Origin of the sequence: Petroclostridium sp. X23 (assembly GCF_030013905.1) — a bacterium.
In the GTDB taxonomy this organism is placed as follows: domain Bacteria; phylum Bacillota; class Clostridia; order SK-Y3; family SK-Y3; genus X23.
This window is the reverse complement of record NZ_CP124862.1, coordinates 2,784,804-2,811,040: the sequence shown is the minus strand read 5'-3', so window position 1 is coordinate 2,811,040 and position 26,237 is coordinate 2,784,804. Positions and strand designations below refer to the sequence as shown.

The window sequence follows — 26,237 nt, the reverse complement described above, 5'->3', positions numbered from 1 at the left end:
TGAGGTATGTAACTAAATTAGAGAGGTGTCATTATGAATGGTTTTAATAGATTAAAAGATCAAGTCGCAGTCGTTACAGGTGGTTCCAGAGGCATAGGACTTACCATTGCAAGAAAGCTTGCATCTGAAGGAGCAAAGATTCTTATAGCGGATATTTTGGAAGAGGAGTCCCGAAGTGCGGTGAAAGAGCTTTGCGATGAAGGGTATGCTGCCGATTGTTTTATTTTGGATGTAAGTAATGTTGAAGAAATTTATAAAATGACTGATTATTGTGAAAAAAAGTTTGGAAAGATAGATATTCTAATCAATAATGCGGGTATTCAAAAACCTTGTCCTTCTATGAAGCTGTCTGAAGAAGCTTTTGATAAAATTATGGATATAAACATTAAAGGTGCGTTTTTCTGTTCGCAAGCGGCAGGAAAGGTGATGAGAAAAAACGGCGGCGGAAAAATCGTCAGCATTTCTTCCGGCAATAGCCGTATGGTGAATATAGGACGTGCACCGTATTGTATATCCAAAAAGGGTATAAATGGAATGACAGCAGTACTGGGGGCTGAATGGGCCATGTACGGAATCAGGGTAAACGCAGTAGCACCGGGTTGGATCTATACGGCAATTGTAGAAAAAGGGTTGGCATTAAAAGCCATAAGTCAGGAGCAGGTGTTCTCGGTTTCACCGGTAGAAAGATGGGGAACCGAACAAGAAATTGCTGATTTAGTTTGCTATCTATGTTCCGATGAATCCACGTATGTCGTTGGACAGACCATCTTTTGCGACGGTGGATGGAATACAGGTATGCTGCCAAATGCATTGGACTTTATCCGGCAGCACGATACGATTGATTGATATATGATCGCGCTTCTATTATTTCCTTATGTCTTTATCAATACTTTATTTGAATAATAACCCTCAAGAATATCTGTTCAGATGAATAGGCCGGGCTTTTGGCCTGGTCTATATTGTGTAAGTATCCTAACGAAAAGGAGATCAAAAAATGGAATTTAGCTTAATCAATGAATTGCAGAGAAAAGCTGCTAAGATAAGAATGCATATTGTGGATAGTGTCTACTGCGCGGGTTCAGGACATCCGGGAGGCTCGCTGTCTATTGCGGAGATTCTTTCCGTACTATACTTCCATGAAATGAAATTAGAACCAAACAACCCCATGTGGGCCGACCGGGATAGGTTTGTCCTATCGAAAGGGCACGCTGCTCCGGCTTACTATGCGGCCATTGCTGAAAAGGGTTACATACCGGTAGAAGAACTGAAAAATTTAAGAAAGATTGACAGCATCCTTCAAGGACATCCCGATATGAAAAAAATACCTGGGATAGACATGTCCACCGGATCTCTCGGGCAGGGATTGTCCGCTGCCAATGGAATGGCTTTGGTGGGAAAGGCTGATCAAAAGGATTACCGGGTTTATGCCATCGTTGGTGATGGTGAAATTCAAGAAGGCCAAATATGGGAGGCAGTCATGACAGCAGCTCATTATAAACTTGATAATTTGACAGTGTTTCTTGATCATAACGGATTGCAGATTGATGGTAACGTAACGCAGGTGATGTCTCCATATCCTTTAAAAGAAAAATTTTCTGCTTTCGGATGGAATGTCATTGAAATTGATGGCAACGATATTGCGCAGATCATGAACGCCATTCAAGAGGCAAAACAGGTAAAAGATATGCCTACGGTTATAATTTGTAATACTGTTAAAGGAAAAGGTGTATCGTTTATGGAAAATCAGGTCGGATGGCATGGCGCTGCACCAAGCAAAGAACAATATGATATGGCTATTGGAGAACTGCAAGAAACGTTGAAGAAATTGGAGGGTGAATAATATGACGGTAAAGGTATCTCTAAGAGAGGCATATGGTAAAGCATTGTCCGCATTAAGTGATAAATATGATTTCTGGGTTCTGGATGCCGATCTGTCAAAGGCAACTAAAACGCAGATATTTGCCGACAAATGCCCGCAGCGTTTCTTTAATATGGGAATTTCAGAAGGGGATTTGATGTCTACTGCAGCAGGTATCGCGACCTGCGGCAAGACGGTATTTGCTAGTACGTTTGCGATGTTTGCTGCCGGGCGTGCCTATGACCAGGTGAGAAATTCAATCGCTTATCCCAATTTAAATGTAAAAGTGGCTGCTACACACGGTGGAATCTTAATTGGCGAAGATGGAGGTTCGCATCAATGTGTAGAAGATATTGCGCTCATGCGCGCCATACCGGGCATGACAGTTATAGTACCTTCGGATGCTGTTGAGACACAGGCACTAGTAGAACAAGCGATTTTATATAAAGGACCTGTTTATTTAAGATTGGGTACCCGATATGATGTCCCGGTTATTTATAATGAAAATGAATACACCTTTGAAATCGGCAAGAGCATCCAGGTGAAAGCAGGTAATGATGTTACTATTATCGCAACCGGAGAAATGGTCTGCGAAGCGATTGTTGCATCAGAAGAATTGAAAAATGTACACGGCATTTCTGCGCGGGTTATCGACATGCATACCATTAAGCCGATTGATAAAGATATGGTTATTAAGTGTGCGAAAGAGACAGGGGCAGTGGTGACAGTAGAAGACCATAATGTTTTAGGCGGTCTTGGAGGTGCTGTTGCCGAGGTGCTAATTGAAGAGTATCCGGTTCCAATGAAGAGAATAGGTGTAATGGATAAATTCGGTCGCTCGGGTACGAGGGAAGCTCTTGCTGAAATGTATGGCCTGAATTCAAAAGCGATCATTCAAGGTGTAAAGGCTCTTCTGAAGAGGGGATAGAAAGAGGGACTATTCTCCCGTGGTCAGGTATGTGGAGAATGATATGATTTTAAGGAGAAGAATATGGAGCTTAACAGCATAATCATACAAGCCGTCATCATATTCATTATTGTTTTATTCAGCAGCTTTATTCACTCTAGTACCGGCTTTGGATTCGCAGTTTTTTCTATGACCTTGTTGACGATAATACTTCCGCTTGCCTCGGCTGTTGCGGTGGTAAGGCTGTCACTGCTTGTTTTAACGGCTATGATGGTGGTGAGCCTGTGGAAGCATATTAACTGGCGGTTTATTGTTAGGCCGACGATTTTTACCATGGTAGGGAACACGGTAGGCTTTTATCTATTAATAATAATAAGCGCAGGTATTCTTAGCAAGATCATGGGTGGTGTATTGATTGTTTTTGCGATATATCTTTTGAAGTACTATGAAAAGATTATTATAAAAAAATCGAAAAAGGCAGATGTATGTATAGGATTATTAGCCGGTGTACTCAATGGAATGTTTAATCTTGGAGGAATCGTGTTGGTCACCTATTTTTTAGTGGCCATCGATGATAAATTGGAATATGCTTCATCGCTGCAAGCCAACTTTGTAATCAACGCACTATTCATCAATATTCTTGGTTTGATAGCCGGAGATTTTTCATCGCCGGGGATGATTGCTTTTTCTGTGGCAGTAGTGATAGCAGTAGTTGTTGGCAGCTGGTTCGGGTTAAAGGTATTGAAAAAAATAAATAAGGAACTCATTGGAAAGCTGTCGTACAGCTATATGTTGATTATGGGAGTTATAATGCTGATAAAGCATTAGAGCATCTGTGTGGATATGTAGAAACCTAAGGGAAAAAGAAATTTGTTTATAAAATAGTGGGGTGTTATTTGATGAAGGCAGCAGTTTTAACAAAAGTAGGTTGTATTGAAATCATGGAACATGAAATACCTCAGATATCAGATGATGAAGTTTTAGTGCATGTAGAATATGTAGGTGTTTGTGGTTCGGATTTGCATTTTTTTGCAGAGGGAGGCATAGGAGCAGCAAAAATTCAAGAGCCAAGAATATTAGGTCATGAAGCATGCGGAAGAGTGGAGAAAGTAGGAAAGAACGTAACTGATCTAAAAGAAGGCGATAATGTTGTTTTAGATCCTGGACTGAGCTGCGGGAAATGTCACTATTGCCGGACCGGGAGATATAATTTGTGCACATATGCTTTAAAATGGTTTTTGGGAAATCCGTGGACCGATGGTGCTTTTAGGGAGTACATGGCGTATCCGGCAGATCGGACTTACAAGCTGCCCGATAGTATTCCGAAGATACGGGCGGCGCTGATAGAGCCGTATTGTGTTGCGCTGCATGCAGTAGAACGCAGCGCGGCCGGATATGGTCAAAATGCAGTTGTGTTGGGGGCAGGATGCATCGGTTTAATGACATTGATGGCTTTAAAAGCCCATGGCATTAATGAAATTATTGTGGTTGATGTTATCGAAAGCAGATTGGCCAAAGCCGTGGAATTAGGAGCTTCCCATATTATAAATGCAGCAAAAGAGAATCCTGTTGAAAAGCTAAAAGAGTTGACAGAGGATATTGGTGTTGATCTGGTATTTGAAACATCAGGGAGCATACAGGCACAGGCGCAGACTGTAGAATATCTAAAAAAGGGAGGCACTATTACTTTTGTAGGTTTTTCATCGGGACAGCTTGTAAATTATGATATCAGCACGTTGATGAGAAAAGAGGCGAATATTGCCACTGTTTTCCGTTTTGCAAATCAGCATAAAAAGGCGATCGAGCAGCTTGCTGACAATCCGATAGAGCTCGAAAAAATCATGCCGCAAATATACAAGCTTGATAATATCCAGCAGGCAATTGAAGAGAATATACGGGATAAAGACAAGGTGATCAAGTGTGTAATAGAAATATAGTAAAGGCATACTGCATATGTGTGTGAAAAGAGGTCAAATGATGAATGAATTATGTGTAACGATATCTATGGAAGATTGTTTTCCAAAAGCGCTAGTAGTCTTTAAGGGAATAGAAAAAAACTTAAGCGCTATTAAAGATTTGGGTTATGATGGCATTGAATTAGCTTTGTATAGAAAGGATAATATTGATGTCAAAGCATTAAAGAAACTTATAGACGAATATGGTTTGCAAATTCCTGTGATCTCTACAGGGCAGATGTTTACGATGCTCAATGTGTGGTTTACACATACCGACAGCAAAGTGAGAGAAAAAGCAGTAGAAGAGTTTAAAGGGATTATTGATGTTGCAGCAGAATTTGGAGCAGATATAAACGTAAGCAGGGTAAGAGGATATATAGATGAGAACGACACATTGGATGAAGGGCTGAAGAAGTTAACCGAATGCTTGTACGAGGTGTGTGAATATGCCAAATCATATAACAGGGATATATTGCTTGAGCAGATGAATAGATTTGAAACAAATTATTTGTGCAGTGTGAAAGATGTGGGGAAATATATCAAATCTTTAAAGATACCTAATTTAAAGATTCATGCCGACTTGTTTCATATGAATATTGAAGATGTGGATATTTATGACACGTTAAAAGAGTATAAAGATCATATAGGATATATCCATTTCTGTGACAGCAACAGATTAGCTCCGGGAAAAGGGCATTTGGATTTTTATAGGACATTAAAGACGATGGACGAAATAAAGTATGGTGGATGGATTGGTTTGGAAGTTTTGCCTGAACCTGACCCATATACTGCAGCTAAAGATTCTATAGACTACTTGAGAACTATTAAAATATAGTGGCAATGTACCGGTTTAAAAGGAAACACAGATAAGGTGAATTTTATTCAGATTCTTATCTGTGTTTTTGCACCCAATGGCTATCAAATTTTAATCATATATTATGATCATATGCCTTCTTAAAATTGTCTCAGGATAATTAAATGATTCTATGTAAAATATTCTTGTGGCTCTTCCCCAAACCCTGACGCTCATTGCCGCGCGGCTAGACCTTTAAAATACATTGAAAAAATCCGAGTTCTATTTGTATCTTGCGCAGTGATAAAATACTCAATTATTTGTATTAGTAAATTCCACCCTATTGTTTGTAAGACTAAATTCCACTATTAGACATGGTAGGGGCGGAATTTATTTTTGCAATTAAGAAAGGAATTATTGCGTGACTATATTAAGATTTTTATAGTTGACAAAAAGAATAAAAAGTAGGTATAATCCAAGGAAGAAAATTCACATAAAACATGTAGGTGATGGCGGTTTCCAAGCGTCCGCTAAATCATTGAGAAAGGAGAAATAAGAATATGAAAAAACAGGAGTATTATTTATTTACGATTGTTTCTGTTATGCTGTTTATGTTAGGACTTGAAGCGGGAGGATTTCAATATGCGTTATTGAAAATTTCACAGGAATTTTCAATTGGAAATGCGGTAACGGGAATGTTGGTAACAATCCAGTTTGTTGGAATTATTGTAGCCTCATTGTTGGTGGGGCATGCAGCAGACCGGATAGGTAAGAAAAGAGTAATAGCAATATTTGGAGGGGTCTTTTTTATAGGAGTGTGTCTATTTACCAAGGCTAATACACTGGCTTTACTGATGCTGGGAGTTTTTGTGGTTGGAATGGGTTATGGTGTTAGTGAAAGTGTATCCTCGGCATTATTGGCAGATGTATTTAGCGAAAAGGCAGGGATGTATTTGAACTGGACGCAGTCCTTTTTTTGTTTGGGAACAGTTGTGAGTCCCTTGATTATGGAACAGATGATTTTCCGGTATTCTTGGGATTGGAGGGGTAGCTTTTGGATAGCTGGTATTTCTTTAGGCTTAATATTTATACCTTTCCGGTTGTGTAAAATAAAGGAAAAAGCAAATACAACAACAATCCACAAGATTAATAATTTTACAATTCCACCAGAACTGTGCTTTCTAATTATTGCTATGGTTGTATGTGTCAGCCTTGAAAATGGTATTGGGTATTTTATTGATACATATTTATGGCAGATAGATAAACAAAATCAGATTTCGGCAAAAGTATTGTCAGTATTTTGGTTGGTTATGATTCCTTCAAAATTGCTAAATGCGTTCTGGTATCGATATAAAAGCAAAGTACTTACAATATGCTTTAGCAGTTTAACAGTTTTGCTTTTTATTCTTACACTGCCGATTGGTGTAAAAGGAGCTGCCATTTGTTTTATATTAGCTGGAATTTTTATTGGGCCATTATGGCCAATGATTATGGCGATGGGAACAGAAACCATGAAGGGGCAGGCGGGAAAAGCAGCAGGTATCATGACTGCGGCAACGGGACTAGGAGGAGCAAGTGCACCGGCAGTTTTGGGAAAGTTGTCAGATCAATTAGGAATTCAAAAATCATTTATTGTTTTATGTATATTCAGCGCCGTTGCAGTGATAGCAATTCAATTGTATATGAGAAATGAAAAAATCGACATAAAAAACGAAAAAAATATTGACAGCTAGTTTTAAAAAGTATATTATAGGTTTATAAGTCATATCAAGTTCATATAAAGCAAGGATGCTGGCTAGTAAAAAAATAACTAGTTTTTTTAATTAATGTTTGGGCAAACGATTGCCCAACAGCCGGAGGTAATCAGTTGTGTTCAAGAGCCTATTTGCAATTAATCTTACAACTTTCAACAAATTTTAACTTGAACTAAGCAATATATGCAAAAAAATTTATGCAATACTATTAAAGACATATCAAGTTCATGTAAAGCAAAGTTGCTAACTAGTGCCCGATAACTAGTTTTTTAATTGCCACTTGAGCAAACGATTGCCCAAAATTAGATATAGAAGAAAGAGGTGAAAATGAATGGAAGCCCTTATTAGAATGGAGCATATCAGTAAAGAGTTTCCAGGGGTAAAAGCATTGGATGATGTACAGTTTAGCTTGAATGCCGGAGAAGTTCATGCTTTGGTTGGAGAAAATGGAGCAGGAAAGTCCACGCTCATGAAAGTTCTAACAGGTGTTTATTCCAAAGATAATGGCAGTATTTTCATGAATGATAAAGAAATCACGATTGGGAATGTGAGAGACGCACAAAAATACGGCATTGTTATGATTCATCAGGAACTAAATTTGATGAACCACCTGTCGGCAGCAGAAAACATATTTATTGGCAGGGAGTTTAAAACAAAATCAAAGGTATTTTTAGACAAAGAGAAGCAAGATGAGGAAGCAAAGAAAATTTTTGAAAAGCTGAATTTGGATATTGATCCTTCTGTAAAGGTTGGAAGTTTGACAGTAGCGAAACAACAGATGGTAGAAATTGCAAAAGCGCTTTCTTATGATTCTAGAATTTTAATTATGGATGAACCTACAGCTGCACTGACAGATACAGAAATTGAAGACCTATTCCGAGTGATTCGTATGTTAAAAAAAGAGGGCCGGGCAATTATTCATATTTCGCATAGATTGGAAGAATTGCAAATGATTTGTGACAGAATTACAGTCATGCGAGATGGAACTTATGTTAGCACAGTGAATGTAAAAGATACTACTGTAGGACAAATTATAAAAATGATGGTCGGTCGCGAAATCTTTGCATCAAAGCAAGAAGCATTTTTGAATAAAGATGCTAAAGTTGCTTTGGAAGTAAAAAATCTAAATGCCGGACGTATGGTGAAAAATATATCATTTAAAGTGCATCAAGGTGAAATTTTAGGCTTTGCAGGTTTAGTGGGAGCGGGAAGAACAGAAACGGCACGTGCAATATTTGGAGCCGACCCGCATGAGACTGGAGAAATTTTTGTTCACGGTAAACAAGTAAGTATATCGAGTCCGCAGGATGCAGTAAAATATGGAATTGCATATTTATCAGAAGATAGAAAACGCTATGGATTGGCCCTTGGATTGGATGTGGACTGTAATATAGCACTAGCAGATATGAATAAATTCACAGAATTGGTTGGTTTTATTAATTTTAAAAAATCAAAAGAAAATTCTGAAAAACAGAAAAACTCGCTGGCGATTAAGACACCTTCTATCCGGCAAAAAGTAAAATTATTGTCCGGAGGAAATCAGCAAAAAGTTGTTTTGGCGAAGTGGCTTACTAGGAATTCCGATATTCTGATATTTGATGAACCAACTAGAGGAATTGATATCGGTGCTAAAAATGAAATTTATAAACTGCTTAATGCATTAGCAGAAGAAGGCAAAACGATTATTGTTATCTCTTCGGAGCTACCGGAAATTATAAGGACTTGTCACAGAGTCTTAGTAATGTGTGAAGGCCGTATCACAGGAGAAGTGACAAAGGATGAGATTAATCAGGAAATGATTATGGAATTTGCTACAAAACGGGAAATATAATTAGAGGAGGGCTCAAAAAATGAAAACATCAGCAATTTTAAAAAATAACGATGTCTCTCAAAGAATGAAAACATCAGCAATTTTAAAAAATAAGGATGCCTCTCAAAAATTAATTATTGTAGGTGCATTAATTTTACTCGTTATTTTCTTTTCTATTATGAACAAAAGCTATGTAAGCTATGATAATATTATGACGATTTTACTTGCAACTTGTGTGAACGGATTGTTAGCAATTGGCGTCTCATTTGTAATTATTACAGGTGGTATTGATATTTCCGTGGGAACAATTATGACATTTTCATGTGTTATGAGCGGCACAGCATTTACTGTTTGGGGTTGGCCGATTTGGCTTGCGATTTTATTTGGATTTTTTATTGGTGCATTATGCGGGGCTATTAATGGTTTCGCAGTTACTAAAATGATGTTGCCTCCATTCATTGCAACGATGGCAATGATGATGATTACAAAAGGATTATCTTTAGTAATTTCGGGTATTAAACCTGTTTACTTTACAAAGGCTGCTAATTATCAAAAGATAGCGATAGGAGAGTTTTTGGGAATTAAAGGATTTTATAATGCAATTATTATTCTTATTGTGATAGGCATTCTGGCACATATATTATTCTCAAGAACTTTGATTGGAAGATATGATTTAGCGATTGGTTCGAATGAAGAAGCAGCGAGACTTTCCGGTATTAATGTTGTTAAATGGAAAATAGCGATATACTCCTTATGTGGATTGTTTTGCGGAGTTGCGGGTCTGATTATGTCGTCACGTTTGAATTCGGCACAGCCGCAGTTAGGAGCAGGATATGAATTGGAAGCAATTGCAGCAGCAGTTATTGGAGGAAATTCCTTAAATGGTGGGGAAGGAAGCATTGTGGGAACAATGATTGGAGCTTTAATCATTAGTTCTTTAACAAATGGACTTCGAATAATGGCCGTTTCAACAGAAATTCAGTCAGCTATTGTAGGTTTGGTACTAGCACTAGCAGTATTTTTGGATCAAATGAGAAAGAAAAAAGGTAATTAATCTAGATCTAGTAAAATTATTATATAGCTATTAGCCGTCAGGCTTAGCATAAACTATTTTAACAATGGAGGGATTAGTTATGAAACTGAAGAAAATGGTGGCTGTATTATTGACAATGGCAATGGTAATCGGTTTAATGTCGGGGTGCGGCTCGAAGAAACAGACAGCAGAGCCGGAAGAGGGAGCAAAAAAAACAGAAGCAGCAGAAGGTACAGAAACGGCAAAGGGAAAAGAAGAAAAGCCTTACATAGCGATGATAGCCCTTGGCTATGGGCATCAGTTCTGGCAGGCTGTAAAATCCGGTGCGGAGAAGGCTGCTGGGGACTATGGTGTAAGAATAACATTTGAAGGACCGGAACAGGAAACAATGGTTGATAAGCAGGTAGACATGTTGAAGACTGCACTTGGAAATAACCCGGTAGCTGTATGTATGGCAGCAATCGATACGGAATCGGTAGCTGGAATTCTTCAAGAAGCAAAAGGAAAAGGAATTCATGTAGTAGGGTTTGACGCGGGAGTTGGCAAAGAGGAATCTGAAGCAAAATGTTCTACCGATAGCTTGGCAGCAGGAGCACTGGCAGCAGAAAATGTAGCAAGAATCTTGGGTGAAAAAGGAACAATCGGTGTTATCGGACATTCACAGACGGTTATTGATGCGGTACAGCGCGTAGAGGGCTTCAAGGAGAAGATCAAAAGTGATTATCCAAACATTAAAATTGCAGATATTCAGTATGGGGAAGGGGATCACTTAAAGTCGGCAGAAGTAGCAAAGAGTATGGTTGCAGCAAATCCGGATATTCAGTTAATCTATACTTCTAATGAAGGAGCATGTGTTGGTGCATATAATGGATTAAAAGAAGCAGGAAAACTTGACAAAGTAAAATTGGTGGGCTTTGACTCATCCGCAGCGATGAAAGCAGCAGTCAAATCAGGTGAAATTGTCGGAGGGATTACACAGGATCCTATAGGTATGGGATATAAAGCAGTAGAATCAGCAGTAAAACTTATGAATGGAGAAAAAGTAGAATCCTTTATTGATACAGGTTGCTATTGGTATGATTCATCCAATATGAATGATGAAAAAATAGCCCCGTTGCTTTATGATTAATTCCAGTAATTGACATGAGGTTCCATAAATATTATAATAGATGAAAAAACAGGAGATATGGTATGGGAGTAACTTTAAAAGACATTGCAGATTATGTAGGCCTATCTACATCCAGCGTATCACGCGTATTGAATAACAAGGGACGCATTAGTGAGGAAATGCGAAAAAAGGTGCTAAAGGCAACAGAAGAACTCAATTATACACCAAATGTGACGGCTCGCGAATTAAAAATGCAGAGAAGTAATACGATTGGTGTGATCATTCCTGATGTTACAAACTCCTTTTATGTAAGGCTGTTAAAAAGTATCGATACTACGCTATGGGGTTTGGGATATAGTATTATTTTTTGTGATACAGATGAGGATGTCGGAAGAGAAAGAGAATATTTTCAATTACTTAAGTCCAAAAATGTAAGCGGTATGATAATATCTCCTGCGTGTAAAAGTGATATTTATGAGAAAGAAATTGAAGATTTAAACTGTGTTTTTGTAGATAATGCACCGTATGCAAATGGAAAACCATATTCCTTTATTAGCATTGATAATAAAAAGGCGGCTTATGAACTGACACAGAAGGCAATTGACTGCGGTCATAAGGATATTGCATTGATTATAGGGGAGCTGGAAGAAACATCAAGTAAAGAGCGCTATCTTGGATTTAAAAGATGTATGCAGGATAACGGTTTAAAGGTTCAAAAAAACAGAGTTTATAAAGGGAACAGTCATTTTGAAAGCGGGTATAAAATTACAAAAAGATTGATTGAAAAAAGAGAACTTCCTACTTGTATCTTTGCACATAATGGAGTGGAAGCACATGGGGTTTTGCTGGCATTAAAAGAAGCAAATATTCGTGTACCGGAGAATATTTCCGTTATTTGCTTTGATGGAGAAGATAATACAAAATTGATCGAACCGGAGCTCACAGGAATGGTTCAACCGGTCGAAGAGATTGGAAAGATTGCAGTAGAGATGATTATTGGAAATCTTGAAAAATCTTCTGAGAATAAAACAAGAGTTCACTTATTGGATTACTACTTTGCAGAGGGAAATTCGTTAGCTCACATTTAGTAAAAAAATAATATTATTTTGGCGCATGAGCAAACGATTGCCCGTTTGCTCGTGCGTTTTAGGAGAAGAAGATTATGGTTAGAGAACAAGTACTACATTATATAGACAGTCATAAGGATGAGGCTGTGGGGTTCTTACGTGATTTGTTGAAGATTAATAGTTCAGTAATTGAACATGGTTTGGATGGCCAGGAAGAAGAAGCACAGCTATTTTTGAAAAAATATATGGAAAACTTTGGCGCAAGCTCTTATATGTGCGAGCCAACCTATGAGCGTATTGCAAACTATAAAGAATATAGTCCGGGGCATAGTTATAAAGGCCGTCCTAATCTGGTTTGTACCTTTCCAGGCAGCAGTGGGGGACGTTCCATTATTTTGAATGGACATGTGGATACCATGGCTCCGGCAGATTTGGAACGTTGGACCTATGATCCCTATTCGGCAACCGTAGAAGATGGAACAATATATTCGGTAGGCGCCTGTGATATGAAAGCGGGATTGTGTGCGTTGGTTTTTGCATTAAAAGCAATTAAAGAGAATGCAAATTTAAAAGGAACTGTTTATGTACAATCAGTAGTGGATGAAGAGGGCGGAGGGAATGGAACGCTGGATTTGGTTGCACAGGGTGTTAAAGCGGATGCAGCTATTGTTGGCGAACCAACAGATTTAACAATTCAAACAGCTTCAAGAGGAGTACTTCTTACACATGTTAAGGTCAAAGGGAAAGCAATCCATGCCTGTATTAAGTGGAGTGGCGTAAATGCCATTGACAAAGCCTTGCTGATTAAAAATGCGCTAGAGCAATTAGAACATAAGTGGCTGGCTACAAAGTGTCACCCAACTCTGCCGCGTCCTACCATTACCCTAGGTAAGATAGAAGGCGGTGTAGCCGGTAGTGCGGTACCCGGTGAATGTGATATGTATTTTGATGTAAAATATCTTCCGTATGAATACGATTTAGGTGGAAATAAAAGAAAAGTAAGCGGAGATAAAATAAAAGAAGAAATTATAAATACAATTCATAAAACGGCGCAATCAGACGAGTGGTTATGTGAACATATGCCGGAAATTGATTTCTATCAGCATTGTGAACCCCATGATGTAGGAACAGATTTTGAACTGGTAAAATTGTTCATGAAAAATCAGAAAGAAGCAGTGCTCTCCGGATTTCCGGCAGGTTGTGATGCCAGGCATCTAGAAAAGACAGGAATTAGGACTATCGTATATGGTCCCGGACATATTAGAGATGCACATGGTGTAGATGAAAAAGTGCGGATTGAAGACTATATGCAGGCAATTCGTACCAATGCACTGACAATTATGGATTGGTGCGGAGTGGAGGAAGTATAAAATGCAGATGGAAAAAATGTTCCCGCGGGAATTGGAAAGAGCAAAAAAAGATCGAACGCCGGTAGTGATTACAATTGGAACGATAGAATATCATGGTCCGCATTGTGCTTTTGGTTGTGATACACAAATCGTTACAGGCCTTTTACGAGAGCTGGAAAAAGAGAGGAATATTGTAGTGTATCCGCCTATCTGGTATGGGGTCGCTAGTTATGCGGTAGGTGGACCAGAGACAAATACAGTACATGTTAATGCGGATACATTTGAAGATGTTGTGTACAATGTATTAAAATCCATGTTGTATGGAGGATTTCGCAATATTTATCTGATGAACCATCATCAATATGAATATGAGAATTTACTCCCGATGACATTGGCATGTATGAAAGCAGCGAAAAAACTGACATTAGAATTTTTAGAAGATCAGATGGGGATTGGATGGTGGGGTTCTAATGACAATCAGGAATTTTATAAGAAATTGGAATCTGACGACAATCCATGGAACTGGATTAAGGTCATTCCGGCTTTGAGTAAAGAAGTTCAACAGCAGACAGGATATGACCATGCGGGAAAATATGAGTCTTCGATATTGAGAGTGTTATATCCGGAATGTGTGAAAATGGAGAGACTTTCAGATTCGGATGAATGGTTTATTCAAAGCGCGATAGAAGGTTCAAAAGAACTAGGAGAGAAAATGAGGGATTTGGCCTTAGATTATTTACGCAGAACAATTATCTAAAAGAGAGGTAAAAAATGTGAAAAAGTACGGAAAAAAGATTTGGTTTTTCCCAGATGGAGACAGACCTCCTTTTGGAGACAGTCCATTAAAAGGACATGAGTCGGTAGTGGTGCTAAATCCGAATGAAAAAGATGCAGAGATAAAAATCACATTTTATTATGAAGATAAAGAACCGGTTATGACAGATGCAATTACGGTAGAAGCACAGAGAGTACGTTGTATGAAAACACATGAAGAAAAATATTTTGGAGATAAAACTCAACCTTTGGAAACGCAGTATGCAATGAAAGTAGAAAGTACGGAGCCGATTATTGTTCAATATGGAAGATTAGATTCACGTCAGGTGAATTTGGCTTATTACACAGTAATGGGCTACGGATTTGATGAATAGAAAAATAAAAGGAGATAAAAGAAATGAGTAGAATTTGTATTCCGGAACAAGAGTATAAAGAAAGAATCGCAAAAGCAGCAAAACTGGCAGGCGAGAGAGGGGTGGACGTCCTTTTGGTAAATGGTTCGGAAGCTGATTATGCGAATACACGGTATTTTTCCGGATTTTGGCCGGTATTTGAACGTGTAGGTGTAGCAATTACGCCGGCAGGCGATTGTACATTGCTGGTAGGGCCGGAAAGTGAAATTTATGCATCAGATTTTGGTAAAATTGAGAGAGTACGTGTTTTAAGAGAATACAGGGAATCTGCAAATCCTCAATATCCGGAGTTAACATGCTCTTCTTTTCGTGAGGTTTTTCAAGAACTTGGCGTGACAGGAGATTATATTAAGATTGGCATGGCTGCATGGTTAGATACGAATCTTGTTATTTATGAAGGTATAAAAGGAGCATATCCAAACGCAGAACTTATTCGTTGTGATGATATTATGGTTACTTTACGTTCTGTGAAATCAGATAATGAAATTGCATGTTTGAGAGAAGCGGCTAGAATTACTAAAATTGCAACGGATGAAGTGATTAGAAAAATAAAGCCAGGCATGACAGAATTACAGATGGTCGGAATTGCACAAAACAGCATTTATGAGAACGGCGCAGAATACGAGGGACTCCCTTTATATGTATTTTCGCAGAAGTCCACGAAACATGCTATTTCCCGTTCTTCTTACAGAGAAATCAAGAAAGGGGATATTGTTCAGATTAATCTTGGAGCAAAAATTGATGGATATTCTCCATCCATCGGAATGCCTATTTCCATGGGACCGTTAACAGGCTTCAAGAGAGAGCTGGTAGAATTCTGCTTGGAAGCACATATGTGGACAGAAAAGCAATTAAAAGCAGGGATTATTGCAGCAGATGTCGCAAAAGATTTTATTACGTATTTTAAAGATAGGGGATATGGTGATAATTTACTTTACGGACCATGCCATGGTTTGGGATTAATTGAAGTAGAAGCTCCTTGGATGGAGACTATTTCCGATTATCCATTAGTTTCTAACATGACATTCCAAGTTGATACATTTGCTATGGGACCAGATTTTGGACTTAGATGGGAAAAACCAGTCGTTATCACAGAACATGGATGTGAACTGTTAAGTCCACAGCTAGGGACCATTTATGAAATTGATTGTTAGAAATATTGTAAACTTGAAAAATAACAAGTGTTATATGAATTTATAAATAATTTATACAAAGGTATCATCGTCTTTAAGCACGATCGCTAGTTTCATTAAAAAATCTTTCATCGAATCATCCTAAAGAGCAGAGTTTGCCTGCTCTTTTATGTTATAGATAGTTAATTGTAAAGTTAGAAATATTCTTGCCGGAATGCCACATGGGGACAGTTCCTCAGTAGCATGAAAAGCATATGCCACAGACCAACCGTCCCCAAGTAGCATTCCTACTTCCGTGCTCCAATTTTTACTTTTAGAGTTTTTTATCTATAATCCTATTTTAACTTAAAAAGCTACTTTTTTAATTAGAATTAAGAAAGGCAACTCTTGAATCACTTTTACTATGTAATTGTGATTCTAAGTGCATATAAATAAACTAAGAAAATTGTACAGATTTATATTGACAAATATACTCGAGTACATTAATATATAATTATAATGTACTCGAGTATAAAATCTTATTGGGAGGTGAAACTTTAGTTGGAGCCACTTTTAAGAGTGAATAATATTTACAAAGCGTTTATGGGAAACAACGTGTTAAATGATGTTTCTATTGAACTATATGTCGGAGAATGCCTTGCGTTGGTTGGTGAAAATGGAGCTGGCAAAAGTACATTAATGAAAATCTTATCCGGTGTATATAAGATGGACAGTGGATCAATTGAAGTCAAGGGTAAAAAGGTTGAGATTACTAGTCCTAAAAAAGCACAGGAATTAGGAATAAGTATTATTCATCAGGAATTGAATCTAATCCCAAATCTTACAGTAACACAGAATATTTTCCTTGGAAGAGAAAAAACAACTCATTTACAAATCGATGAAGCTCAAATGAATCAAGAAGCAGAAGTTTTATTAAGCCAACTTGGAATTTCTATTCAACCAACAGTATTAATCAGCCAACTTTCAGTTGCAGAGCAGCAGGTAGTTGAAATAGCGAAGGTTTTATCTCAAGATGCAGATATCATTATCATGGATGAACCTACAGCCGCTTTAAGCCTAGAAGAAACAAGCAGATTGTTTCATATCATGGATAACCTCAGAGCTGCAGGGAAAAGTTTGATTTATATATCACATCGGTTAGAAGAGATATATAAGGTTGCTCAACGTATTTGTGTACTGCGTGATGGTAAGGTAGTGGAAAACTTAAAAACTTGTGTTCCGGTTAGCACAGTTGTAGAATCTATGGTTGGGCAAAAAATTGATAATTATTATCCCAAAAAGGCGTTTAAGACTGGAAAAGTTGTACTGGAAACAAGAAATTTAAGCGATAAAAGGAATTACTTTAATATCAACATTCAAGTACGAGAAGGTGAGGTTCTGGGGATTGCGGGTCTTGTAGGTGCGGGGCAAATTCAACTTGCGCGAGGCATTTATGGAATCTCTAAAGTTGAAGAGGGAGAAATATTTATTAATGGAGAAAAATATACTCACTTGTCTCCACGAAATTCTATTTCTAGGAATTTAAGTTTAGTGACAGAAAGCAGAAAAGATGAGGGACTTATTCTTCCCATGTCCATTAAGGAAAACATAGGACTTTCTCCATGGGCACCGGTTCATAATTTTATTGGTGTTATTAACAGTTTAGCCGAAAAGAAGATTTCCGAAAAAAGTATAGAAGATTATAAGATTAAGACGGATTCTATCCATAAGAAGGCGGTACTTCTTTCGGGAGGAAATCAGCAGAAGGTAGTTTTATCAAAAATATTAGCTACAAACCCTAATGTCATCCTTATGTGTGAACCCACAAGAGGTGTTGACGTAAATGGAAAGATTGATATCTATAATATTATAAACTATCTTTTGGAAAATAATAAAGCGGTTGTATTAATCTCTTCAGAAGTTCCTGAGGTACTTGGTATGAGCGACAGAATTGCTGTAATGTATAAAGGTAAGATTGTTTTTGAGACGAAGAATGAAGGAATAACCCAAGAAAAAATTATGTTTTATGCTACTGGAGGATATCAACATGGATAGAAGAAAATTTTGGTTTGTTGCTCGAAAATATGCGACATTGGCAATTTTGGTTTTCTTTCTTATTGTCATGTCCATTTTGACGGATAGATTCTTCACTTTTAGAAATTTGATGAATGTTGGCAGACAGATTTCTTTAAATGCAATTATTAGTGTAGGAATGACAATGGTGATTATTTCGGGAGGCATAGACCTTTCTGTTGGTGGTATTGTGGCGCTAACCGGATGTTTATCAGCAAGTGTATTATCGTCGACAAACAGTATTATGTTAGCTATTATAGTACCAATCACAACAGGCTTGATTATCGGATTTATCAATGGATTTATCACATCTAAGACAGGAATTGCGCCATTTATCATTACGCTCTCCTCCAGTTCCATTTGTACAGGAGCAACACTAGTGTTCACAAATGCCAGTCCGATTCCTTTGAGCAACGAGGGTTTTAAGCAAATTGGCCAAGGGAATATCATAGGAATTCCAGCGCCGGTAATTCTAATGCTAATTATCTTTGGATTATCAGCATTCGTGATGTCGAGAACTAAATTTGGAAGATATGTTTATGCCATCGGCGGTAATGAACGAGCTTCTAAAGTGGCAGGTATTAAGGTGTCACAAGTTAAAACTGTTGTATATATTGTTTCAGGGGCCTTGTCGGCGCTTACCGCAGTAATCTATACGTCACGACTGTCTTCAGGTGTACCCTCGTTAGGAAGTGGTTATGAAATGCAAGCTATTACGGCGGCGGTTATTGGCGGTGCAAGCCTTTCTGGCGGTCAGGGCGGAATATGGGGCACTTTAGTTGGTGCAGTAATTATTGGTATCTTAAACAATGCTTTAAATCTACTTAATATCAATTCATATTATCAAAATATTGTGACGGGCGTTGTAGTCCTGTTAGCAGTATTATTTGATCGGTTTATCCAGACAAGAATAAATAGCGAATCATAGCTTGCGCAAATGCTATGATAGCTTATTTATATAATTTAAATATAAAGGAGAGATATTATGAAAAAGTTTATTGCGGTTGTATTAAGCACTTTTGTGGTGATGTCTGTGTTTTTTGTAGGTTGTAATTCGACAACGACACAGAATGAGAGCGCAAAATCACAGACCCCTAATACCGATTCACAAAGCTCTACAGACACAAGTGATGCTGCTCAGGAAGAGAATACCCCTAAAGAATATAAAATAGGTTATACGTGTCCAACGCTGAATAATCCATTCTTTGTGGGTATGAAAGAGGGAGCGGAATTGGCTGCTTCGGAGAGAGGTTTGACATTGACGATGTTGGGTGGTGACAATAATGTCGCTAAGCAAGTTCAACAAATTGAAGACTTCATTGCACAAGGCGTAGATGCAATCATTGTACAGGCTGTAGATACAACCGGTATTGTGACTGGAATCGAAGCGGCTAACGAGGCAAATATTCCTGTGTTCACCACTGCTGAAAGTCCTACAGGTGGCAGGATTGAATGTGCAATTGTATTTGATAGCTATGAGTCTGGATTTAATGGCGGTACCTATATCGGAAAAGTCCTTGAAGGTAAAGGTAACGTGGTAGAGCTTCAAGGAATTCTTGGCCAGGAGACAAGTCGTGAAAAATCAAGAGGTTTTGTTGAAGCTTTGAAACAATATCCTGATATTAAGCTTCTGGCCTCGCAGCCGGCTAACTATGACAGAGCAACGGCCATGTCGGTAACAGAGAATATGCTTCAAACTTATGATGAAATTAATGCGGTATATGCTGCGAATGATGAAATGGCCCTTGGTGCAATGCAAGCGATTGAAGCTGCCGGGAAATTAGGGGATATCTTTATAATGGGTAATGATGGTACTGAAGAAGCACTGAAAGCAATAGCTGATAGTAAACTCGGTGCTACAAATGGTACTCCTGGTTATATACAGGGATATATTGCAATTGATATAGCCAGTCGTTATCTCAATGGTGAGAAAGTTCCGGAGATAATCAAAGAACGAAATACTATTATCGATAAGTCCAATCTCAGTCAGACCGATAAGATCTTAAAAGGGGTATCAAAAGATGATTGGTACTGGTTGGAGCAGTTGGAAAATTAGTAAAAAGGACGATTCTATTTAATAAAAACGGAGCGGATTTCCGTCCGCTCCATTTTAAATCTGAGGTGAAGGTTGAAAAAGAATAAAAGAGCACTTAACCAGATTAGAGGGCATACCAAATAGACCACCTTTCGCTAGTCAAAAAATTTAATATTGAAAAATTAAGGTTATTCAGTAGCTGACTTAATTCTATAACCTTGGAATTTTGCTATTAATATAGCCTGCTCCACTGTAATCTCGCGATTGGCAGGAATAATGTCAGATTTCCTATAAAGTTCAGCATTATATGGTTCATTATTCTTCAACATGTTGTATAATGCTGTTAGAAGCATTCTTGCTATTGCAATGATTGCCTTCTTGTGACCGCGGCGTTTCCTGAGGCGGAGGTAGCGGTTACGTATTTCAGGATGCTTTTCACTTTTGACCACTGAGTTGGCGCATTGAACCAAAAGTGGCTTGATGTAGCATCCGGCTTTGGAAACCCGGACAGACTTTTTCTTCCCTGCACTTTCATTATTGGTAGGCGTAAGACCTGCCCAAGAACATAAGTGTTTCGCCGAAGGAAAAGACTCCATATTAACACCAATCTCTGAGATAACTGTAATTGCAGAGAAAATGTTCTTAAAGGATGGAGCGGTTAGAATTAGGTCGAGTTTTTGCTGATAGGGACTGGCGAGCGCAAGAATCAGTTCTTCTAGCTCTGTTTTCCGGGATTCCAAATCTTCAAAATGCTTTTTGATAATCTTTAATTTACCAGCCTGTTCCGGTGTAATATAGCCGTCAATGGCGAGCTCTAATTCAGGGATTTTACCTTTCATAGAGCTATGAATTAAAGGTTCTATATCAAAGGAAGTATCCTGAGGATTTTCAAGAATCTTATCCAGAATTCTTTTAGAACTTTTACCAAAAGTGTCCGATACAACGTTTCCCAATTGAATATTGGAAACCGTGAGACAGTTTTGGAGTCTATTCTTTTCGCTGGACATAAAGCAGGTTAGTTTGTAACGATAGCGCATTAGGTCACGAAGCTGGCGGATATCCGCAGGAGGCATAAAGCTACCGGCAACAAGATCATGCTTAAACAGGTCAGCAATCCATTTAGCATCTTTCTTGTCAGTCTTTTTACCACGAATAGCCTTAACATACTTAGGATGTGCAAGTACAATAGAACAGTTTTCTTCCAAGACGTTGTACACTGGAATCCAGTACTTTCCTGTAGATTCCATACAGACATCCTTACAGTTAAATTCAAGCAGCCATTGTAACAGCTCTTTCAAACCTTTAGTGTAAGTGGAAAAGCGGTGGCGCTTGTAGGTGGTAACACCTTGATTGTTGGTGGAAGCGATACAGGCAACAACAAAAGTTTTGTGAACATCAATCCCACAGCAGACTTTGTACACAATTTTTAAAGCCATAGGGACTCCTTTCTGAACTGGAAAGCTCGCAAGAATTATAGGGGGATACGGCATTGACTGAACGCCTAGCATATAAACGAGATTGTTTAAACAAAGATAAGGTTACGTACTCAAAGGTACACTTATTTGTGCTTGGTGCGAGCTGCGAATGCAGCGGGGGGGATACTCCGCAAGCGTTCCACTTGCTTTTGAATATAACAAGGAAGCAATTGTAAGCTTCTGAATCACAGTGGAAATATCCACCAGGTAAAGTCTAACCAGCAGCCTGTACCTAGTCCTTGGATGCAAAACGGTAACGTCAGTATTAAGCGTAGGACAGGAAACAGACCGAGCCGAAAGCGAAAGTTGAAGCGATTTAGCCACGAAATAAATAAAATGACGAAGAGGCCGATGTCGTCAAGCAGACAGCAGGCAGCATCAACATATACGAAATGGTGAGTGTATGTTGGCTCTTCCGGGGTTTAAAAGCTCGGCGAGGATGTAGAGGGATTCAGGAGAACAGATGAGACCCTGCTGAGTCTGCCATTGGCAGTATGGAGAAGCAAATCCTACAAAGATGAGCCAACCAGACGCTCAACAGGGAGTCCGACTACCTCATAGTACTGTAGAAGTCCGTGAAAGCGGATAGAGGGAAGGGGGTAGCAACAACTGAACTGTGCAATGAAATTTTATTCCAGACAGGAGCTGAACAAGAATGACAATAGAACTGCACAGGATAAGCGAAATTGCAAAAAGGAACGTAAAAGTACAAAATCTAGCACATTTTATTGACGAAGCTAGTCTAAAACAAATTCATCGAAGAATGGATGGCAAGAAGGCTAAAGGCATCGACAAAGTGAGCAAGGATGAGTATGCTAAGAACCTGGAGGAAAATATTGAACAGCTAGTTTTGCGTATGAAAAGACAAGCGTACCAACCGCAACCCACACGAAGGGTCTATATAGATAAGCCGGGAAGCAAGAAAAAGAGACCATTGGGAATTTCTTGCTACGAGGATAAGTTAGTGGAAAATCGGGTTGCCGAAATTTTATCTGTAATATATGAGCCAAAGTTCTATGAATTTTCCTATGGATTCCGACCTGAAAAGAATTGCCATCAGGCAGTACGGAAGCTGATAGAATGTATCCGCAAGAATGTAGGTTATGTAGTAGAGGCAGATATTCGGTCATTCTTTGACACCATAGACCATGAGTGGATGATTCAATTTCTGGAACATGACATAGCTGACAGAAAATTTATCGATCTTATCAAGAAGATGCTGAAAGCAGATGTGCTAGATGGAGGGGAATTACTGGAACATGAAGTCGGCAGCCCGCAGGGCTCAGCTGCATCTCCAATCTTTGCAAACATCTATTTACACTATGTACTTGACTTGTGGTTTACCATAAAGATAAGCAAAGAGTGCCGAGGGGATGCATATATTATCCGATATTGTGATGATTTTGTATGTTGCTTTCAATACAAAGAGGATGCAGAAAAGTTCTACAAGGAGCTACCGAAACGGTTTACGAAGTTCGGACTTGAATTAGCGGAAGAAAAGACACGGATATTGGAATTTGGTAGGTTTGCGGAAAAAGACCGGGCAGCAAGGAGCGAGGGAAAACCAGAAACGTTTGATTTCCTTGGTTTTACTTTCTATTGTAGCATGGACACTAAGAAAAGATTCTTTCGTGTCAAGGTGATATCGTGCCGCAAGAAAACTACAGCAAAACTGAAAAAGCTGAATCTGTGGTTAAAGGAGCACCGAGATTGGTCTGTCAAAGATATAATTACCAGATTTAACCAATCGCTGCTGGGGCACTATCATTACTACGGAGTTACAGATAACTTTGAAAGTATTGCGAAATTCCGATTCATGATAGTTAATCTACTGTTTAAGTGGCTGAACCGAAGAAGCGAGAGGAAAAGCTATACTTGGGATGCATTTCGGGATGGATTGTTAAAAACCTTCCCAATAGCTAATCCAAAGATATATGTAAGCCTAATTGCAAATAACGCGTAAAGTTGTTGGGGAGCCGTATGCGTTAGTTGCGCACGTACGGTTCAAAGAGGAGCAAAGTCGGTAACGGCTCTGCTTACTCACGAAAAGGCGATCTACACATATAAACATACGGTCATCTGATAAGTCAGATAGCCCACTCACCTCCCCGTGATTTGTAGTTTACCGAAATCCCTATGGACTTAATTATAAAACAAATAACGCTCAAAAGCACTTTTCATTACGTTTTGTGCCTTGAGCGAAGCGAAAGGAATGGATATAAACATGAATCAAGAAAAGTTAATGGAATATATAGAATCTAATGCAAATCATGCGATAACTTTTTTACAGAAGTTAATATCCTTTGATAGTACTTTTAAGAATCAGGGAGTAGATGGAAACGAATTTGAAGCTCAAAAATGGCTTGAAAGAGAGTTACAGCAATGGGGATTTGAGACACACTTGTTTGAACCTGAGAATGAAGAGATTGCATCATTTCCCGATTACAATCCGGGGCATTACTATGAAAACCGTCCAAACCTTGTGGCCATCAGTAAGGGAACAGGGAATGGAAAAACGCTGATACTAAATGGGCATATTGATACAGTTCCATTAGATGATCTGAAAAAGTGGAAACACGATCCACTCAGCGGAGAAGTCATTGATGGAAAGATATTTGGCAGAGGTGCCTGTGATATGAAAGCAGGTGTTGCTGCTATGATTTTAGCAACTAAATATATTAATGACTTAGGTTTTGAACATAAAGGAGATATTATCATTCAATCTGTTGTAGACGAAGAAGGTGGGGGGAACGGAACATTGGCTTGTGTAGCAAAAGGATATACTGCAGATGCTGCTATTGTGACCGAGCCAACAGGCCTTCAACTATTCTGCGCAAGTCGTGGTGTCTTTCTGCTTAAAATAACGGTATATGGGAAACCTTCACATGCATGTTTTAAATGGAGCGGAGTAAATGCGATTGAAAAAGCAATAAAAATCATCCAAGGACTAAAAGAGCTGGAATGTCAATGGCTTGCAACAAAGAAAAATCCATTGTTGCCATCTCCTACTATAACCGTAGGTCAAATTGAGGGAGGTATTTCTGCTGCAACTGTACCTGGAACATGTGCATTATACTTAGACATTAAGTATTTGCCTACAGAGATAAATGAAGACGGTGTTGAGGTAAAGGTGAATGGAGAAGAGGTTAAGCAAGAAGTGGAGCAGTGTATTAGAAATATCTGTAATGGAGACGAATGGCTTAAGCTCAATCCTGTAGATTTAAACTGGTACTTAAGTGTGATGCCCCACTTAATTGACAGCAAGTGTCCCTTGATTGATATAATGTCTTCTGCTTGTGAAGATATTACAGGAAGTCATATCATATCCGGTCTGCCAAGTGGCGCGGATGCAAGACATTTACAGAACAATGGGAACATTCCGACAATCCTATTTGGACCTGGCAATATGCGGAATGCACACAGCATTGATGAATTTGTAGATATAAATCAATACTTAAACGCTATAAAGATATTGGCAAAAACTATTCTTAATTGGACTAATCAAGTTAATTAAATATCATCAAATAAAATTGCAAATTTCTGTGTTTGGAGAAAGAACTTACACTCGTATGATCAGAATACACTTTATTTTAATATCACTTGAAAAATTGTATTAAACAAGTATATAATTTACTTGAGTAGATTAGAATGAAGTAAAAATAGTATAATAAATAGTGCATAAACTTTTATAAGCACTTATGGAGCAGATATAATGGTTTCAATGAAGGAAATTGCTAAAAAACTTAATATTTCTAGGTGTACCGTTTCAAATATACTTAATAATAAATTGGATACTCATAAATATAAGGAAGAAACTATTAAGCTAGTACGAGATACTGCAAAGGAAATGGGTTATGTTTCTAATATCATTGCAAAATCCTTAAAGACTGGTAGGACTGGAACAATAGCTATAGTAGTGCCTGATATTGCAAATACGTTTTATATCAATATAATTAAATCTTTAGAGAAAAAGTCATATTTATCCGGATACAATCTAATAATTTGTGCTGCAGAAGAACAGGTTGAAAAAGAGGATAATATCCTTCTTATGCTGCAAAGTAGAATGATTGACGGCGTACTTATATCACCCGTATCGTATACTAGGTCAATTAAAGGTAACTATTCCTATCCGATTGTCTGTTTTGACCGTAAAGTCAAAAATGATAAATATCCGTCAATAATAATAAATAATAAAGAAATTACGCAGCAAGCGATAGAACTAATAATAAAAAAGGGAGCAAGAGAAATACTGTTCTTAGCTGGGGATCCGGAAGATTTTAGTGTGGTTGAAAGATTAAAAGGATATAAAAATGCACTTGCGAAGAACAATTTAGATTTTGATTCAAGGAGAGTCATATACGAAATCTATGATGAAAAAGTTGCATATGAAAAGATGTGTAAATTAGTTAAGGATAATGATATTTCTTTTGATTCAATATTCATTTCTACGAATTATTTTATTTATGGTGTCATTAAGGCATTGTATGAAAATGAAGTTGCGATAGAAAATATAATAGGTTTCGAAAAATTTATGGAGGCGGACTTTGCTTTCAAAAATATACCAAAAGTAATCCAACCTGAGAATGAAATTGCAGAAAGGGCTTTCAATCGATTGATTTCTGAAATTAAAGGAGAAAAGAGCGAGAATAGAATTGAGATTGTACCGGCATTTATAGAATGCAATAATGGATATATATAAAGAATTATTCAGACAACTTTTT

Annotated in this window: 22 protein-coding genes; 21 read left to right on the top strand and 1 reads right to left on the bottom strand. The window is 38.2% G+C overall.

Annotated features, from left to right (window positions below; genetic code table 11):
- Nucleotides 1–33: 33 nt before the first annotated feature.
- The 18 genes from QKW49_RS13325 to QKW49_RS13240 all read left to right on the top strand — a co-directional run bounded on the left by QKW49_RS13325 (nucleotide 34) and on the right by QKW49_RS13240 (nucleotide 20,062).
- Entirely contained in the window at nucleotides 34–846 is an 813-nt protein-coding gene (locus tag QKW49_RS13325; protein ID WP_282863120.1) for a glucose 1-dehydrogenase, read from the top strand.
- Nucleotides 847–994: 148 nt separating this feature from the next.
- A complete protein-coding gene (locus tag QKW49_RS13320; RefSeq protein ID WP_282863119.1) occupies nucleotides 995–1,840 on the top strand; it encodes a transketolase in 846 nt (281 codons plus the stop codon).
- Nucleotide 1,841: 1 nt separating this feature from the next.
- Nucleotides 1,842–2,786 carry a transketolase family protein gene (locus QKW49_RS13315; protein ID WP_282863117.1) on the top strand — a complete coding sequence of 315 codons (945 nt, stop codon included), beginning with the start codon at nucleotides 1,842–1,844 and terminating at the stop codon, nucleotides 2,784–2,786.
- A 63-nt stretch (nucleotides 2,787–2,849) separates the two neighbouring features.
- Nucleotides 2,850–3,593, top strand: coding sequence for a sulfite exporter TauE/SafE family protein (locus tag QKW49_RS13310; protein WP_282863116.1), 744 nt, complete (start codon nucleotides 2,850–2,852; stop codon nucleotides 3,591–3,593).
- Nucleotides 3,594–3,664: 71 nt separating this feature from the next.
- On the top strand, nucleotides 3,665–4,702 hold the full coding sequence (locus QKW49_RS13305) for an alcohol dehydrogenase catalytic domain-containing protein (RefSeq protein ID WP_282863115.1): 1,038 nt from the start codon (nucleotides 3,665–3,667) through the stop codon (nucleotides 4,700–4,702).
- A 37-nt stretch (nucleotides 4,703–4,739) separates the two neighbouring features.
- The gene (locus QKW49_RS13300; RefSeq protein WP_282863114.1) at nucleotides 4,740–5,555 is read left to right on the top strand and encodes a sugar phosphate isomerase/epimerase family protein; all 816 of its coding nucleotides are present in this window, start codon (nucleotides 4,740–4,742) and stop codon (nucleotides 5,553–5,555) included.
- Nucleotides 5,556–6,073: 518 nt separating this feature from the next.
- Nucleotides 6,074–7,246 carry an MFS transporter gene (locus QKW49_RS13295; protein WP_282863113.1) on the top strand — a complete coding sequence of 391 codons (1,173 nt, stop codon included), beginning with the start codon at nucleotides 6,074–6,076 and terminating at the stop codon, nucleotides 7,244–7,246.
- A gap of 352 nt (nucleotides 7,247–7,598) precedes the next feature.
- Nucleotides 7,599–9,098, top strand: a complete 1,500-nt coding sequence (locus QKW49_RS13290; RefSeq protein WP_282863112.1) for a sugar ABC transporter ATP-binding protein — start codon at nucleotides 7,599–7,601, stop codon at nucleotides 9,096–9,098.
- Between the two features lie 19 nt (nucleotides 9,099–9,117).
- Entirely contained in the window at nucleotides 9,118–10,131 is a 1,014-nt protein-coding gene (locus tag QKW49_RS13285) for an ABC transporter permease (RefSeq protein WP_282863111.1), read from the top strand.
- A 79-nt stretch (nucleotides 10,132–10,210) separates the two neighbouring features.
- Entirely contained in the window at nucleotides 10,211–11,239 is a 1,029-nt protein-coding gene (locus QKW49_RS13280) for an ABC transporter substrate-binding protein (RefSeq protein WP_282863110.1), read from the top strand.
- 62 nt (nucleotides 11,240–11,301) lie between these two features.
- The gene (locus QKW49_RS13275) at nucleotides 11,302–12,306 is read left to right on the top strand and encodes a LacI family DNA-binding transcriptional regulator (protein ID WP_282863108.1); all 1,005 of its coding nucleotides are present in this window, start codon (nucleotides 11,302–11,304) and stop codon (nucleotides 12,304–12,306) included.
- Nucleotides 12,307–12,380: 74 nt separating this feature from the next.
- A complete protein-coding gene (locus QKW49_RS13270) occupies nucleotides 12,381–13,655 on the top strand; it encodes an ArgE/DapE family deacylase (RefSeq protein ID WP_282863107.1) in 1,275 nt (424 codons plus the stop codon).
- Nucleotide 13,656: 1 nt separating this feature from the next.
- Nucleotides 13,657–14,391 carry a creatininase family protein gene (locus tag QKW49_RS13265; RefSeq protein WP_282863105.1) on the top strand — a complete coding sequence of 245 codons (735 nt, stop codon included), beginning with the start codon at nucleotides 13,657–13,659 and terminating at the stop codon, nucleotides 14,389–14,391.
- Between the two features lie 16 nt (nucleotides 14,392–14,407).
- On the top strand, nucleotides 14,408–14,782 hold the full coding sequence (locus tag QKW49_RS13260; protein WP_282863104.1) for a sensory rhodopsin transducer: 375 nt from the start codon (nucleotides 14,408–14,410) through the stop codon (nucleotides 14,780–14,782).
- Nucleotides 14,783–14,805: 23 nt separating this feature from the next.
- The gene (locus tag QKW49_RS13255; protein WP_282863102.1) at nucleotides 14,806–15,975 is read left to right on the top strand and encodes a Xaa-Pro peptidase family protein; all 1,170 of its coding nucleotides are present in this window, start codon (nucleotides 14,806–14,808) and stop codon (nucleotides 15,973–15,975) included.
- Between the two features lie 519 nt (nucleotides 15,976–16,494).
- On the top strand, nucleotides 16,495–17,988 hold the full coding sequence (locus QKW49_RS13250) for a sugar ABC transporter ATP-binding protein (RefSeq protein ID WP_282863099.1): 1,494 nt from the start codon (nucleotides 16,495–16,497) through the stop codon (nucleotides 17,986–17,988).
- Nucleotides 17,981–18,934 carry a ribose ABC transporter permease gene (locus tag QKW49_RS13245; RefSeq protein ID WP_282863098.1) on the top strand — a complete coding sequence of 318 codons (954 nt, stop codon included), beginning with the start codon at nucleotides 17,981–17,983 and terminating at the stop codon, nucleotides 18,932–18,934. Before QKW49_RS13250 ends, QKW49_RS13245 begins: the two co-directional genes overlap by 8 nt.
- A gap of 57 nt (nucleotides 18,935–18,991) precedes the next feature.
- Entirely contained in the window at nucleotides 18,992–20,062 is a 1,071-nt protein-coding gene (locus QKW49_RS13240; protein WP_282863097.1) for a substrate-binding domain-containing protein, read from the top strand.
- Nucleotides 20,063–20,229: 167 nt separating this feature from the next.
- Here QKW49_RS13240 and QKW49_RS13235 read toward each other — a convergent pair whose 3' ends face one another.
- Entirely contained in the window at nucleotides 20,230–21,477 is a 1,248-nt protein-coding gene (locus QKW49_RS13235; protein ID WP_282863096.1) for an IS110 family transposase, read from the bottom strand.
- Between the two features lie 694 nt (nucleotides 21,478–22,171).
- On the opposite strand from QKW49_RS13235, the gene ltrA reads away from it, so the two are divergent.
- From ltrA to QKW49_RS13220, 3 genes are all read left to right on the top strand, one after another.
- Complete coding sequence (ltrA, locus tag QKW49_RS13230; RefSeq protein WP_282863095.1) at nucleotides 22,172–23,479, top strand: group II intron reverse transcriptase/maturase; 1,308 nt, start codon at nucleotides 22,172–22,174, stop codon at nucleotides 23,477–23,479.
- 249 nt (nucleotides 23,480–23,728) lie between these two features.
- Nucleotides 23,729–25,030: an ArgE/DapE family deacylase gene (locus tag QKW49_RS13225; RefSeq protein ID WP_282863094.1), complete on the top strand. Its 1,302-nt coding sequence runs from the start codon at nucleotides 23,729–23,731 to the stop codon at nucleotides 25,028–25,030.
- Between the two features lie 198 nt (nucleotides 25,031–25,228).
- Nucleotides 25,229–26,215, top strand: a complete 987-nt coding sequence (locus QKW49_RS13220; protein WP_282863093.1) for a LacI family DNA-binding transcriptional regulator — start codon at nucleotides 25,229–25,231, stop codon at nucleotides 26,213–26,215.
- Nucleotides 26,216–26,237 lie beyond the last annotated feature (22 nt).

Excerpts from the sequence above, each read along its gene's own strand:
- QKW49_RS13220 (WP_282863093.1), top strand. The coding sequence starts at position 25,229 with ATGGTTTCAATGAAGGAAATTGCTAAAAAACTTAATATTTCTAGGTGT.
- QKW49_RS13305 (WP_282863115.1), top strand. The coding sequence starts at position 3,665 with ATGAAGGCAGCAGTTTTAACAAAAGTAGGTTGTATTGAAATCATGGAA.
- QKW49_RS13275 (WP_282863108.1), top strand. The coding sequence starts at position 11,302 with ATGGGAGTAACTTTAAAAGACATTGCAGATTATGTAGGCCTATCTACA.
- QKW49_RS13310 (WP_282863116.1), top strand. The coding sequence starts at position 2,850 with ATGGAGCTTAACAGCATAATCATACAAGCCGTCATCATATTCATTATT.
- QKW49_RS13235 (WP_282863096.1), bottom strand. The coding sequence starts at position 21,477 with ATGGCTTTAAAAATTGTGTACAAAGTCTGCTGTGGGATTGATGTTCAC.
- QKW49_RS13315 (WP_282863117.1), top strand. The coding sequence starts at position 1,842 with ATGACGGTAAAGGTATCTCTAAGAGAGGCATATGGTAAAGCATTGTCC.
- QKW49_RS13320 (WP_282863119.1), top strand. The coding sequence starts at position 995 with ATGGAATTTAGCTTAATCAATGAATTGCAGAGAAAAGCTGCTAAGATA.
- ltrA (WP_282863095.1), top strand. The coding sequence starts at position 22,172 with ATGACAATAGAACTGCACAGGATAAGCGAAATTGCAAAAAGGAACGTA.
- QKW49_RS13295 (WP_282863113.1), top strand. The coding sequence starts at position 6,074 with ATGAAAAAACAGGAGTATTATTTATTTACGATTGTTTCTGTTATGCTG.
- QKW49_RS13245 (WP_282863098.1), top strand. The coding sequence starts at position 17,981 with ATGGATAGAAGAAAATTTTGGTTTGTTGCTCGAAAATATGCGACATTG.
- QKW49_RS13255 (WP_282863102.1), top strand. The coding sequence starts at position 14,806 with ATGAGTAGAATTTGTATTCCGGAACAAGAGTATAAAGAAAGAATCGCA.
- QKW49_RS13280 (WP_282863110.1), top strand. The coding sequence starts at position 10,211 with ATGAAACTGAAGAAAATGGTGGCTGTATTATTGACAATGGCAATGGTA.
- QKW49_RS13270 (WP_282863107.1), top strand. The coding sequence starts at position 12,381 with ATGGTTAGAGAACAAGTACTACATTATATAGACAGTCATAAGGATGAG.
- QKW49_RS13285 (WP_282863111.1), top strand. The coding sequence starts at position 9,118 with ATGAAAACATCAGCAATTTTAAAAAATAACGATGTCTCTCAAAGAATG.
- QKW49_RS13325 (WP_282863120.1), top strand. The coding sequence starts at position 34 with ATGAATGGTTTTAATAGATTAAAAGATCAAGTCGCAGTCGTTACAGGT.
- QKW49_RS13300 (WP_282863114.1), top strand. The coding sequence starts at position 4,740 with ATGATGAATGAATTATGTGTAACGATATCTATGGAAGATTGTTTTCCA.
- QKW49_RS13225 (WP_282863094.1), top strand. The coding sequence starts at position 23,729 with ATGGATATAAACATGAATCAAGAAAAGTTAATGGAATATATAGAATCT.
- QKW49_RS13240 (WP_282863097.1), top strand. The coding sequence starts at position 18,992 with ATGAAAAAGTTTATTGCGGTTGTATTAAGCACTTTTGTGGTGATGTCT.
- QKW49_RS13265 (WP_282863105.1), top strand. The coding sequence starts at position 13,657 with ATGCAGATGGAAAAAATGTTCCCGCGGGAATTGGAAAGAGCAAAAAAA.
- QKW49_RS13290 (WP_282863112.1), top strand. The coding sequence starts at position 7,599 with ATGGAAGCCCTTATTAGAATGGAGCATATCAGTAAAGAGTTTCCAGGG.